Here is a 13,666-nt window from a genome sequence, read left to right as displayed (position 1 = left end):
GCTCATGGGTTAACCCCCATGAGTAGTTTAAAAAGGAAGATCTCATGGCTAAGGCTAAGTTTGAACGTAATAAGCCACACGTAAACGTGGGCACAATTGGTCACGTTGACCATGGTAAAACAACTTTAACTGCTGCGATTGCAACAATTTGTGCAAAAAACTACGGCGGTGAAGCTAAAGACTACGCAGCAATTGACTCTGCACCAGAAGAAAAAGCACGTGGTATTACCATTAATACTTCACACGTAGAATACGATTCTCCAGTTCGTCACTACGCTCACGTAGACTGTCCAGGTCACGCCGATTATGTTAAAAACATGATCACTGGTGCTGCTCAAATGGACGGCGCGATCCTTGTATGTGCTGCGACTGATGGTCCTATGCCACAGACTCGTGAACACATCCTTTTGTCTCGTCAGGTTGGTGTACCGTACATTCTTGTATTCCTTAACAAGTGTGACCTTGTTGATGACGAAGAATTACTTGAATTGGTAGAAATGGAAGTTCGTGAACTTCTTTCTACTTATGACTTCCCAGGTGATGACACTCCAATCATCCGTGGTTCAGCGCTTCAAGCATTAAACGGTAACGAAGGTCCTTATGGCGAATCTGCTGTAATCGAATTGGTTGCTGCGCTTGATTCTTACATTCCTGAACCAGAACGTGCAATCGATAAAGCATTCCTTATGCCAATCGAAGATGTATTCTCTATCTCTGGTCGTGGTACTGTAGTTACTGGTCGTGTTGAATCTGGTATCGTTAAAGTTGGCGAATCAGTTGAAATCGTTGGTATTAAAGATACAGTAGTTACTACTGTAACTGGCGTAGAAATGTTCCGTAAATTGCTTGACGAAGGTCGTGCTGGCGAGAACTGTGGTGTTCTTCTACGTGGTACTAAGCGTGAAGACGTTCAACGTGGTCAAGTACTTGCTAAACCAGGTACAATCAAACCGCACACTAAATTCGACGCAGAAGTATACGTACTTTCTAAAGAAGAGGGTGGTCGTCATACACCATTCCTTAATGGTTACCGTCCACAATTCTATTTCCGTACAACTGACGTAACTGGCGCAATCCAATTACAAGAAGGTGTGGAAATGGTTATGCCTGGTGACAACGTAGAAATGTCAGTAGAACTTATTCACCCAATCGCAATGGACCCAGGTCTACGTTTTGCGATTCGTGAAGGTGGTCGTACAGTTGGTGCTGGTGTTGTTGCGAAAGTAACTGCATAATACGATAAGTAAATATTTACAGGTCGGGAGCTTGAGTTCCCGATTTGTACTCTAGGTCAGTAGTTCAATTGGTAGAGCGTCGGTCTCCAAAACCGAATGTTGGGGGTTCGAGTCCCTCCTGGCCTGCCATTATTTTTAAAAAAAAGCTTGATGCTGGTTAAATTGTCATATAATAAGTCGCGAAGCCTACGACGAGTACAAAAATGTCGAATGATAAATCGCGTGACGCATTAAGCGAAGCGCCAATTCCACAAAGAAATAATCCTGCTGAAGTTGTTCATTCTGGTTCCCCTGTAGATATAGTTCTATGGGTTATCGCATTGATTTTATTGGTTGGTGCGACCATGGTGGGTCAGTATTTGCCTGCGTATTGGGCACCTGCGAATAATGTTTGGGTGCGCGTTGGTGTGATTTTGGCTTGTATCGTAGCGGCTTTGGGTTTATTATACGCCACCCATCAAGGCAAAGGCTTTGTTCGTTTATTGAAAGATGCTCGAATAGAGTTACGTCGTGTGACTTGGCCAACTAAGCAAGAAACAGTGACCACATCTTGGCATGTTCTTGCAGTTGTTGTAATCGCTTCTCTGGTTTTGTGGAGCTTTGATTACATTTTAGGCTGGTTAATGAAGTTTATTATCGGGTAAGAGAGCTATGAAACGTTGGTACATTATTCATGCCTATTCAGGTTATGAAAAACAAGTGATGCGTTCACTTAATGATCGAATCCAGCGTAGCGCTGTAGCCGATAGCTTTGGTGAAGTTCTCGTTCCGACTGAAGAAGTCGTAGAAATGAAGGATGGTAAGAAGCGTAAATCAGAGCGTAAATTCTTTCCAGGCTATGTATTGGTCGAAATGGAAATGAATGATGATACTTGGCATATCGTAAAAGAATGTCCAAAAGTGCTTGGTTTTATCGGTGGTACTGCAGAAAAACCTGCACCGATTACGCAAAAAGAAGCGGATGCGATTCTTGCGCGTGTACGTAATACTGGTGAAGCACCTCGTCCTAAGACGATGTTTGAACCAGGTGAAGAATTACTTGTTGTTGACGGTCCATTCACCGATTTCAAAGGCGTGGTGGAAGAAGTTCAATACGAGAAGTCACGTTTAACGTTGACCATTAATGTATTTAATCGACCAACTCAAGTTGAACTCGAATTTCGTCAAGTCGAAAAAGCGAACTAATTTAAGTTGGTTGAAAACGCCCGATTTGTTATGGATCGGGCATTGTTGTTGTAACGGTTTTGTTACATGAATAGCGTTGGGGAGCCTAGCGGCGTTTGTACCCAGAGGTAATTTGAAATGGCTAAGAAGATTGACGGCTATATCAAGCTGCAAGTTCCAGCTGGTAAAGCGAATCCATCTCCACCGATTGGTCCTGCATTGGGTCAACGTGGTGTTAACATCATGGCATTCTGTAAAGAATTCAATGCTGCGACACAAAAAGTTGAAGCGGGTCTTCCAATTCCTGTAGTGATCACTGTGTACAACGACAAGTCGTTCACATTCATCATGAAAACTCCTCCTGCTGCGATTCTTCTTAAGAAAGCTGCTGGTATTACGAAGGGTTCAGCTGTACCTAACAAAACTAAAGTTGGTAAGTTGACTCGCGCTCAGTTAGAAGAAATTGCGACTACTAAAGAACCAGATTTAACTGGTGCTGATTTAGACGCACGTGTACGTACCATTGCTGGTTCTGCGCGTTCTATGGGCTTGGAAGTGGAGTTATAAGACATGGCTAAATTAACGAAACGTCAAAAAGCCATCGCTGCTGCTATTGAAGCAAACAAAGTTTACACTTTGGAAGAAGCGGTACAAGTTCTAAATGACCTTCCTGCTGTTAAATTCAAAGAATCTTTGGATGTTTCAGTAAACCTAGGTGTTGATCCACGTAAATCTGATCAGGTTGTTCGTGGCGCGACTACACTTCCTGCAGGTACTGGTAAAACTGTACGTGTAGCTGTGTTTGCTCAAGGTGCTGCTGCTGAAGCTGCTAAAGCTGAAGGCGCGGATATCGTTGGTTTTGAAGATCTTGCTGAAAGCATTCAAGCCGGTAATCTTGACTTTGATGTTGTTATTGCTGCTCCAGATGCAATGCGCGTTGTAGGTAAGTTAGGTACGATCCTTGGTCCACGTGGCTTAATGCCAAACCCTAAAGTCGGTACAGTAACTCCTGACGTAGCTGGCGCTGTTCGCAACGCTAAAGCTGGTCAAGCACGTTACCGTGTAGACAAAGGCGGTATTATTCATGCTGCGATTGGTCAAGTTGGCTTTGAAGCTACTGCGATCCGTCAAAACCTTGAAAAGTTGGTTGCTGATTTGAAAAAATTAAAGCCAGCGACTTCTAAAGGTATTTACATCAAAAAGATCACTTTGAGCTCTACTATGGGTCCTGGTCTTACTGTTGATGTATCAAACGTTTCTAACTAAGTTTTTACTTAATTAGATAAAACAGAATTTTAAAGCCCTGAATAAAATTTTAAGCAATGCTTAAAATTTTACGCAAAAAAAATCACATATTGGTTGTTTTGTGGTGTTTTGCACATTAGGCAAACTTTGAATTGATAGATGTAAGTTTATCAGCGTCAAAGACCTCGGGCGAGGGGAGTCTTTCGAGTCTCACTTCTTAAAAATCCAGTCCGAGTAGACGCGGTGGTGTGATTTATTCCTCCTCCGCGTGTAAGTCAAATCCTTGTTGACTTACGAATTGGGAGTGTACTCGTTTGAGTACATAAATCACCGTTAGGAGGTTTTACAATGGCTCTTCTTATTGAAAGCAAAAAACAGATCGTTGCTGAAGTAGCTGAAATTGCTTCTACAGCGTTCGCTGCCGTTGTTGCTGACTACCAAGGTTTAACTGTAGGGCAATTAACTGCTCTTCGTGTTGAAGCTCGTAAACTAGGTGTTGCTACACGCGTTGTACGTAATACTTTGGCTAAACGTGCTCTTCAAGATACGCAATTCGCGATCTTGGATGACAACCTTGTTGGCCCAACAATCTTAGCATTCTCAACTTCTGAAGACGATATGGGTGCAGCTGCACGCTTGTTCGAAGAATTCGCTAAAACTAATAAAGCATTTGAATTAAAGGCTGCTGCATTTGACGGCAAACTTTATCAAGGTGAAGAAATTAGTGTTATCGCGAATCTTCCGAACCAAGAAAAAGCGCTTACTATGCTCGCATCTGTTCTTCAAGCTCCTATTTCGAAATTGGGTCGCTTACTTACAGCGCTTCAAGAGAAAAACGAAGCTCCAGAAGTTACAGAAGCTCCAGAAGTTACAGAAGCTTAAATCTACTTTCACACCACTCAATACCCATTTGGAGTTACTCTCATGGCTTTAACAAACGAAGAAATCCTTAACGCAGTTGCTGAAAAAACTGTTCTTGAACTTGTTGAACTTATTTCTGCTTTTGAAGAAAAATTCAACGTATCTGCTGCTGCTGTAGCTGTAGCGGCTGGTCCTGCTGCTGCTGCTGTTGAAGAACAGTCTGAATTCAACGTTGAGTTGACTTCTTTCGGTGCGAACAAAGTAGCTGTAATTAAAGCAGTTCGTGAAGTTACTGGTCTTGGCTTGAAAGAAGCTAAAGATTTAGTTGAAGGTGCTCCACAAATTCTTAAAGAAGGTATTTCTAAAGAAGATGCTGATGCACTTAAAGCTAAGCTTGAAACTACTGGTGCTACAATTACTGTTAAGTAATTTAGCTAGGGGTCTAATTTTAAATTGACCCCGAAATTTGGCTGATGGCTCTTGGGTCATCAGCCTTTTTGCGTTACAATTATCGGCTCGATTTTTGTTTGGTTGATGCAAAAAGCATCAATTACTATAATAAATCAATAATATCAAACATTTACCAATATTTTTTCATATTTGAAAATATTGCTAAGCGTTTTAATACCACTAAAAATTGCAGCATTTGTAAAAAGTGGTGGCCATATCGGCCTGTGTAATTCCTTCTAGACCCGTTCTGCAGGCGGGCTTAGTTTACTTTCCGAGGACTCCAGATGGCATACTCATATACCGAAAAGAAACGGATCCGTAAGAATTTTGGTAAATTGCCTAGCGTCATGGATGCTCCGTACTTGCTTTCGATTCAAGTCGACTCGTACAGAACATTCCTACAAGATGGCAAAACTCCAAAAAACCGCGAAGATATCGGTCTCCAAGCCGCATTTCGTTCAGTTTTTCCTATTGAAAGTTATTCTGGCAATGCTGCTTTAGAATTTGTTGAGTATAGTCTTGGTAAGCCTGAGTTTGATGTGCGTGAATGTATTTTACGCGGTTCAACTTATGCAGCACCAATGCGCGTAAAAATTCGTTTGATCATCAAAGATCGCGAAACCAAATCGATTAAAGACGTACGTGAACAAGAAGTGTACATGGGTGAAATGCCACTCATGACCGAAAATGGTACCTTTGTCATCAATGGTACTGAGCGTGTAATTGTTTCTCAATTACATCGTTCACCAGGTGTATTCTTTGACCACGATAAAGGCAAAACTCATTCTAGTGGTAAAGTTCTTTATTCGGCACGTATTATTCCTTACCGTGGTTCATGGTTAGACTTTGAATTTGATGCGAAAGATTTAGTCTATGTGCGTATTGACCGTCGTCGTAAATTACTCGCGACCGTCGTCCTTCGTGCATTAGGCTATAGCAACGAACAAGTCCTAGACATGTTCTATGAAAAAGTACCTGTGTATCTTGACATGGGTAGCTACCAAATTGACCTTGTGCCTGAACGCCTGCGCGGTGAAATGGCTCAATTCGATATTACTGATGCTGACGGCAAAGTGATTGTTGAACAAGGTAAACGTATTAATGCACGTCATGTACGTCAAATGGAAGCATCTGGCTTAACGAAGCTATCTGTTCCTGATGAATACTTGTATGAGCGCATCACTGCTGAGGATGTTGCTTTACGTGATGGCGATGTAATTGCTGCAAATACTGTACTTAGCCATGAAGTGATGGTGAAGTTGGCTGAAGGTGGTGTTAAACAATTTAACATTCTATTTACCAATGACATCGACCGTGGTTCTTTCGTTGCAGATTCTTTACGTGCAGATACGACTTCAGGTCGTGAAGAAGCACTGGTAGAAATCTACAAAGTGATGCGCCCAGGTGAGCCACCAACGAAAGAAGCGGCTGAAAACTTATTCAATAACTTGTTCTTCTCGTCTGAACGTTATGACCTTTCTCCAGTGGGTCGTATGAAGTTCAACCGTCGTTTGGGTCGTCCATATGATGTAGGTACAGATCAGAAGTCACGTGCAATTGAAGGTATTCTTTCAAACAGTGATATTACAGACGTATTAAAAACACTGGTTGAAATTCGTAACGGTAAAGGTGAAGTCGACGATATCGATCACTTGGGTAACCGTCGCGTACGTTCAGTGGGTGAGATGACTGAAAACCAATTCCGTGTTGGTTTAGTTCGTGTAGAACGTGCTGTTAAAGAACGTTTAAGCCAAGCTGAAACAGATAACTTGTCTCCACAAGATTTGATCAATGCGAAACCAGTTGCTGCTGCCATCAAAGAATTCTTTGGTTCAAGCCAATTGTCTCAGTTTATGGATCAAAATAATCCATTGTCTGAAATTACACACAAACGTCGTGTATCAGCGCTTGGGCCAGGTGGTTTGACGCGTGAACGTGCAGGCTTTGAAGTACGTGACGTACATCAAACGCATTACGGTCGTGTATGTCCAATTGAAACGCCTGAGGGACCAAACATTGGTTTGATCAACTCGCTTTCAGTTTATGCAAAAGCCAACAACTTCGGTTTCTTGGAAACACCATATCGCCGCGTTGTAGATGGTCGTGTAACGGATGATATTGAGTATTTATCTGCCATTGAAGAAGTAGGTACTGTGATTGCACAGGCCGATTCTGGTGTAGATAAAGATGGTACGTTGACTGAAGAATTTGTTTCAGTACGTCATCAAGGTGATTTCGTTCGTATGCCGCCTGAAAAAGTGACGCATATGGATGTTTCTGCTCAACAGGTTGTATCTGTTGCAGCATCACTGATTCCGTTCCTTGAACACGATGACGCCAACCGTGCATTGATGGGTTCAAACATGCAACGTCAGGCTGTACCTACACTGATTGCGGACAAACCGCTTGTTGGTACAGGTATGGAAGCAAACGTAGCGCGTGACTCAGGTGTATGTGTTATTGCAAAACGTGGCGGTCGTATTGAGTTTGTTGATGCCTCTCGTGTGGTTATTCGTGTCAATGAAGAAGAGATGATCGCAGGCGAAGCAGGTGTAGATATCTACAACCTGATCAAATATACGCGTTCGAACCAAAATACTTGTATTAACCAAACAGTTGTTGTGAAACTTGGCGACAAAGTTGCTTGTGGCGACGTATTGGCTGACGGTCCATCAACAGATGGTGGTGAGCTTGCACTTGGTCAAAACATGCGCGTCGCGTTCATGACGTGGAATGGTTATAACTATGAAGACTCGATCTTGTTATCTGAGCGTGTGCTTCAAGAAGACCGTTTGACTTCGATTCATATCCAAGAATTATCATGTGTTGCACGTGATACGAAATTGGGTGCTGAAGAAATTACTGCCGATATCCCGAACGTGGGCGAAGCAGCGCTGTCTAAACTCGATGAATCAGGTATTGTTTACATCGGTGCTGAAGTGACTGCGGGCGATATCCTCGTCGGTAAAGTAACACCTAAAGGTGAAACGCAATTAACACCTGAAGAAAAATTGCTTCGTGCAATCTTCGGTGAAAAAGCAGCTGACGTGAAAGATTCATCTTTACGTGTTCCATCGGGTACTAAAGGTACTGTGATTGATGTTCAAGTGTTTACACGTGACGGTCTTGAAAAAGACGAACGTGCTCAAGCAATTGAAAAAGCACAATTAGATGCTTACCGTAAAGACTTGAAAGAAGAATACAAAATCTTCGAAGAAGCAGCACGTGAACGTATTGTACGCTTGTTGAAAGGTCAAGAATCGAATGGTGGTGGTACCACTAAACGTGGTGACAAGCTTTCTGAAGATATGTTATCTGGTTTAGAGCTTGTTGATTTGCTTGAAATTCAGCCAAATGATGAAGCAATTGCGGAACGCTTAACTCAAATTCAAGTGTTCTTGAAAGAGAAGAGCATCGAAATTGATGAGAAATTTGCTGAGAAAAAACGCAAACTTTCTACAGGCGATGAGCTAACAACGGGTGTATTGAAAGTTGTTAAAGTTTACTTGGCTGTAAAGCGTCGCATCCAACCGGGTGATAAAATGGCGGGTCGTCATGGTAACAAAGGTGTTGTATCGAACATCTTGCCAGTTGAAGACATGCCACATGATGCTTACGGTGTTCCTGTTGATATCGTGTTGAACCCACTGGGTGTACCATCGCGTATGAACGTGGGTCAGATTCTTGAAACTCACTTGGGTATGGCAGCAAAAGGTCTTGGCGATAAAATCGACAAGATGCTTCAGCAGCAACGTACAGTGATTGAAATTCGTGAATTCCTAGACAAAATTTATAACAAAGTTGGTGGCGAGCAAGAAGATCTTGATAGCTTAACTGATGATGAAGTAATGATTCTCTCAGGCAACTTGCGTAAAGGTATTCCTTTAGCTACACCAGTATTTGATGGTGCAGATGAAGGTCAAATTAAAGAATTATTAGAACTTGCAGACATTCCACGTACAGGTCAAACCGTCTTGTATGATGGACGTACAGGTGAGCGTTTTGACCGTCCAGTAACTGTAGGTTACATGTACATGTTGAAACTGAATCACTTGGTTGATGACAAGATGCATGCGCGTTCTACGGGTTCTTATTCACTTGTGACGCAACAGCCATTGGGTGGTAAAGCTCAGTTTGGTGGTCAGCGTTTCGGTGAGATGGAAGTCTGGGCGCTTGAAGCATATGGTGCAGCTTATACCCTGCAAGAAATGCTTACTGTGAAGTCGGATGATGTTGAAGGTCGTACTCGCATCTACAAGAACATCGTAGATGGCAACCATTATATGGATCCGGGCATGCCTGAATCGTTCAACGTATTGACCAAAGAGATCCGTTCTTTAGGTATCAACATTGAACTGAAAAATGGTGACTAAGACTCTCCATTAAATCTCCCCAAACCCCTCTTTAAAAAGAGGGGCTTCCTCAAAAGGGAAGAGGGGGAGATTTCTCAGTTAAAAAACAATATTTGTGACCCAGCCGGAAAGTGAAAATCTTTTCGGCACACGGAGAAAAAAATTGAAAGACTTGCTCGATATCATGCGCAAAAAGACGGATTCAGACGGTCATGCTCCAGTAGAGTTTGATCGCATCCGTATTGGTCTTGCGTCACCAGAAATGATTAAGTCATGGTCTCACGGTGAAGTTAAAAAGCCAGAAACCATCAACTATCGTACGTTCAAACCAGAACGTGATGGTTTATTCTGTGCCAAAATTTTTGGTCCAGTGAAAGATTACGAATGCTTGTGTGGTAAATACAAGCGTATGAAATACAAAGGCGTCATTTGTGAAAAATGTGGCGTTGAAGTAACCACTGCAAAAGTTCGTCGTGAGCGCATGGGTCATATTGATCTTGCTTCTCCAGTGGCGCACATTTGGTTCTTAAAATCATTACCATCTCGTATTGGTCTATTATTAGACATGACTTTACGTGATATCGAACGTGTATTGTATTTCGAATCATACGTTGTCACTGATCCGGGTATGACTCCGATGGAGAAATACCAACTTCTTAACGATGAAGAATACTTCACAGCGTTAGAAGAGCACGGTGATGAATTCAGCGCGAAAATGGGTGCTGAAGCGATTCAAGATTTGTTGAAAGACATCGATCTTGAAAATGAAATTTCGCGTCTTCGTGAAGAAATTCCACAAACAACGTCTGAGACGAAGCTTAAAAAAGCGTCTAAACGTTTGAAGTTGATGGAAGCATTCAAAGAGTCGAACAACAAACCAGAATGGATGGTGTTGACTGTACTTCCAGTACTTCCACCTGATCTTCGTCCGTTGGTTCCGCTTGAAGGTGGTCGTTTTGCGACATCTGATCTGAATGATCTTTACCGTCGTGTGATTAACCGTAACAACCGTTTAAAACGTCTTCTTGACCTTTCAGCGCCAGACATTATCGTACGTAACGAAAAACGTATGTTGCAAGAGTCTGTCGATGCATTGCTAGATAACGGTCGTCGTGGTCGCGCAATTACAGGTTCGAACAAACGTCCGCTTAAATCTTTGGCCGATATGATCAAAGGTAAGCAAGGTCGTTTCCGTCAAAACTTATTGGGTAAACGTGTCGACTATTCAGGTCGTTCGGTTATTACTGTAGGTCCGACTTTACGTTTGCACCAATGTGGTCTTCCGAAGAAAATGGCACTTGAATTATTCAAACCATTTATTTTTGCGAAACTACAAGCTTCAGGTCAAGCGACCACCATTAAAGCTGCGAAGAAAATGGTTGAGCGCGAAACGCCAGAAGTTTGGGACGTTCTTGCTCATGTGATTCGCCAACATCCAGTGATGTTGAACCGTGCGCCAACACTTCACCGTTTGGGTCTTCAAGCATTTGAACCGACCTTGATTGAAGGTAAAGCGATCCGTCTTCACCCACTCGTATGTGCTGCGTTTAACGCCGACTTCGACGGTGACCAAATGGCGGTACACGTACCATTAACACTTGAAGCTCAGTTAGAAGCTCGTGCGTTAATGATGTCAACCAACAACATCTTGTCTCCAGCGAACGGTGAGCCAATCATTGTACCGTCTCAGGACGTGGTCTTGGGCTTGTATTACATCACGCGTGATGCAATCAATGCCAAAGGTGAAGGCATGGTGTTTGCGGATACTGATGAAGTAAACCGTGCGCTTGCTACAGGTCAGGTGAACTTACACGCTCGCGTAAAAGCACGTGTACATCAAACTGTAATTGATGAAGATGGTAATCGTGAAGATCAAACGATTATTGTAGACACGACACCAGGTCGTTGTTTGCTTTGGGAAGTTGTTCCTAAAGGCATGGACTTCCAGCAAATTAACCTTGAGATGAATAAGAAGAACATCTCGAAGTTAATTAACTCGTGCTACCGTAAGTTGGGTCTTAAAGATACAGTGATCTTTGCGGATCAATTGATGTACTTGGGCTTCCGTCAAGCGACGCGTTCAGGTGTATCTGTTGGTATGGAAGATATGCTTATTCCACCAACGAAATATACGATTATTGAAAAAGCAGAAACTGAAGTTCGTGAAATTGAACAACAGTTTGAACAAGGTTTCGTAACTGCTGGTGAACGTTATAACAAAGTGGTCGATATTTGGGCGCGTACCAATGACCAAGTTGCTAAAGCGATGATGGACAACTTGTCTTTCACAACTGTTAAAAACAAACAGGGCGAAGATGAGAAGCAAAAATCATTCAATAGTATCTACATGATGTCTGACTCTGGTGCCCGTGGTTCGGCAGCTCAGATTCGTCAGCTTGCAGGTATGCGTGGTTTGATGGCGAAACCAGATGGTTCGATCATTGAAACCCCAATTAAAGCAAACTTCCGTGAAGGTTTGACCGTACTTCAGTACTTCATTTCAACACATGGTGCACGTAAAGGTTTGGCCGATACAGCACTTAAAACTGCGAACTCGGGTTACTTGACGCGTCGTCTTGTAGACGTTGCGCAGGATTTGGTGATCAATGAACCTGATTGCGGTACTTTAAGCGGTCTGGTGATGACTCCATTCATTCAAGGTGGCGATGTCATCGAAAACTTGGGTGCACGAGTTCTAGGTCGTGTAGTTGCTGAAGATGTGAAACGTGCTGGTTCTGACGACGTTATTCTTCCACGTAATACACTTATTGACGAAAAACTTGCTGCCTTCATTGAAGAAGCGGGTGTCGATGAAGTTAAAGTACGTTCAGTGGTTTCTTGTGAATCGACTTTCGGTGTATGTGCGAAATGTTATGGTCGTGACCTTGCACGTGGTCATCAGGTAAATCCTGGTGAGTCTGTAGGTGTTATGGCTGCACAATCTATTGGTGAACCGGGTACCCAGTTAACCATGCGTACATTCCACGTGGGTGGTGCTGCAAGCCGAACGTCTGCTGCAAACAGTGTTCAAGTACGTAACAAAGGTACTATACGTTTCCATAATGTGAAAACGGTACAACATGCCAAAGGTCACTTGGTATCAACGTCTCGTTCAGGTGAAATTGGTATTGCGGATGACTTAGGTCGTGAACGCGAACGCTACAAAATCCCATACGGTGCGTCGATCATCTTGAAAGATGGCGAAGCAGTCGCAGCTGGCGGCATCGTTGCAACTTGGGATCCGCATACACATCCATTGGTAACTGAAGTTGCTGGTAAAGTACGTTTCAGCCAAATTGCTGATGGCGTAACCGTGACATCGAAAACTGATGATGCAACAGGTATGACGACGATTGAAATCTTACCAGTGACTTCACGTCCTGCGTCAGGTAAAGATATGCGTCCTGCGGTCGTATTGGATACCACTGATGGTGGCGAACAATTCTACTTCTTGCCACAAAATACGATTCTTTCTGTCCGTGATGGCGAAACAATTGGTGTGGGTGACGTTATTGGTCGTGTACCACAAGAAACGTCGCGTACGCGTGACATTACCGGTGGTCTACCGCGTGTAGCTGACTTGTTCGAAGCACGTAAACCGAAAGAACATGCAATCTTGGCTGAAATTTCAGGTGTTGTAAGCTTCGGTAAAGAGACCAAAGGTAAAAACCGTTTAGTGATTACACCAGATGACGGCTCTGAAATTTATGAAGAGTTGATTCCGAAATGGCGTACCATGAACGTTTATGAAGGTGAGCATGTGAACCGTGGTGAAACCGTTTCTGACGGCCCACAAAACCCACATGACATCTTACGTCTGAAAGGCGAAGTAGCGTTAACGAACTACATCGTAAATGAAGTTCAGGACGTTTACCGTTTGCAAGGTGTAAAAATCAACGATAAGCACATTGAAGTCATCGTACGTCAAATGTTGCGTAAAGTTGAAATCACCGATGGTGGCGATACCAGCTTCATTAAAGGCGAACAAGTGGATTACATCCGCATGGTTGCTGAAAACCAAGCTGTACTTGCTCAGAACAAGTTCCCTGCGAAGTATGAACGTCAATTGATGGGTATTACTAAAGCATCGCTTTCGACTGACTCGTTCATCTCTGCTGCATCGTTCCAGGAAACCACACGTGTGTTAACTGAAGCGGCTGTGACAGGTAAAGAAGATGAATTACGCGGTCTGAAAGAGAACGTGGTTGTGGGTCGTTTGATTCCAGCGGGTACAGGTCTTGCGTATCATTTAGAACGTCGTCGTCAAGAAGCAGAAGCTGCTGAACACGAACTTGTAAATGACTTTTCTGATGTAGACCAAGCATTAAGCCAAGCATTTAACCAAGAATTTTAATTCTT

Annotated in this window: 9 protein-coding genes and 1 tRNA gene; all 10 read left to right on the top strand. The window is 43.0% G+C overall.

From position 1 onward, the window contains the following. Positions 1-44: 44 nt before the first annotated feature. The 10 genes from tuf to rpoC all read left to right on the top strand — a co-directional run bounded on the left by tuf (position 45) and on the right by rpoC (position 13,661). Entirely contained in the window at positions 45-1,235 is a 1,191-nt protein-coding gene (gene tuf, locus B9T24_RS04935; RefSeq protein WP_086164763.1) for an elongation factor Tu, read from the top strand. Between the two features lie 53 nt (positions 1,236-1,288). Next, positions 1,289-1,364 (top strand) — tRNA-Trp (locus B9T24_RS04930). A 74-nt stretch (positions 1,365-1,438) separates the two neighbouring features. Continuing rightward, positions 1,439-1,879 (top strand): preprotein translocase subunit SecE, encoded by a 441-nt coding sequence (secE, locus tag B9T24_RS04925; RefSeq protein ID WP_086164762.1) that lies wholly within the window; start codon positions 1,439-1,441, stop codon positions 1,877-1,879. 7 nt (positions 1,880-1,886) lie between these two features. Then, on the top strand, positions 1,887-2,420 hold the full coding sequence (gene nusG / locus B9T24_RS04920) for a transcription termination/antitermination protein NusG (protein ID WP_004650657.1): 534 nt from the start codon (positions 1,887-1,889) through the stop codon (positions 2,418-2,420). Between the two features lie 117 nt (positions 2,421-2,537). Continuing rightward, complete coding sequence (rplK, locus tag B9T24_RS04915) at positions 2,538-2,966, top strand: 50S ribosomal protein L11 (RefSeq protein ID WP_074944877.1); 429 nt, start codon at positions 2,538-2,540, stop codon at positions 2,964-2,966. A gap of 3 nt (positions 2,967-2,969) precedes the next feature. After that, complete coding sequence (gene rplA, locus B9T24_RS04910) at positions 2,970-3,665, top strand: 50S ribosomal protein L1 (protein WP_086164761.1); 696 nt, start codon at positions 2,970-2,972, stop codon at positions 3,663-3,665. A gap of 327 nt (positions 3,666-3,992) precedes the next feature. Then, positions 3,993-4,526: a 50S ribosomal protein L10 gene (rplJ, locus tag B9T24_RS04905; protein WP_086164760.1), complete on the top strand. Its 534-nt coding sequence runs from the start codon at positions 3,993-3,995 to the stop codon at positions 4,524-4,526. Positions 4,527-4,568: 42 nt separating this feature from the next. Further along, entirely contained in the window at positions 4,569-4,934 is a 366-nt protein-coding gene (gene rplL / locus B9T24_RS04900; RefSeq protein WP_086164759.1) for a 50S ribosomal protein L7/L12, read from the top strand. Between the two features lie 305 nt (positions 4,935-5,239). Continuing rightward, entirely contained in the window at positions 5,240-9,328 is a 4,089-nt protein-coding gene (gene rpoB, locus B9T24_RS04890) for a DNA-directed RNA polymerase subunit beta (RefSeq protein WP_086164757.1), read from the top strand. A gap of 142 nt (positions 9,329-9,470) precedes the next feature. Then, a complete protein-coding gene (gene rpoC, locus B9T24_RS04885; RefSeq protein ID WP_086164756.1) occupies positions 9,471-13,661 on the top strand; it encodes a DNA-directed RNA polymerase subunit beta' in 4,191 nt (1,396 codons plus the stop codon). Positions 13,662-13,666 lie beyond the last annotated feature (5 nt).

The sequence above is a fragment of the Acinetobacter sp. ANC 4654 genome (assembly GCF_002135425.1).
GTDB classification, from domain to species: domain Bacteria; phylum Pseudomonadota; class Gammaproteobacteria; order Pseudomonadales; family Moraxellaceae; genus Acinetobacter; species Acinetobacter kyonggiensis.
Note: the sequence above shows the minus strand (reverse complement) of the source record. Positions and strands in the feature narration are given on the sequence as shown.

Coding starts and splice junctions, on each gene's coding strand:
- tuf (WP_086164763.1), top strand. CDS start 45: ATGGCTAAGGCTAAGTTTGAACGTAATAAGCCACACGTAAACGTGGGC.
- secE (WP_086164762.1), top strand. CDS start 1,439: ATGTCGAATGATAAATCGCGTGACGCATTAAGCGAAGCGCCAATTCCA.
- nusG (WP_004650657.1), top strand. CDS start 1,887: ATGAAACGTTGGTACATTATTCATGCCTATTCAGGTTATGAAAAACAA.
- rplK (WP_074944877.1), top strand. CDS start 2,538: ATGGCTAAGAAGATTGACGGCTATATCAAGCTGCAAGTTCCAGCTGGT.
- rplA (WP_086164761.1), top strand. CDS start 2,970: ATGGCTAAATTAACGAAACGTCAAAAAGCCATCGCTGCTGCTATTGAA.
- rplJ (WP_086164760.1), top strand. CDS start 3,993: ATGGCTCTTCTTATTGAAAGCAAAAAACAGATCGTTGCTGAAGTAGCT.
- rplL (WP_086164759.1), top strand. CDS start 4,569: ATGGCTTTAACAAACGAAGAAATCCTTAACGCAGTTGCTGAAAAAACT.
- rpoB (WP_086164757.1), top strand. CDS start 5,240: ATGGCATACTCATATACCGAAAAGAAACGGATCCGTAAGAATTTTGGT.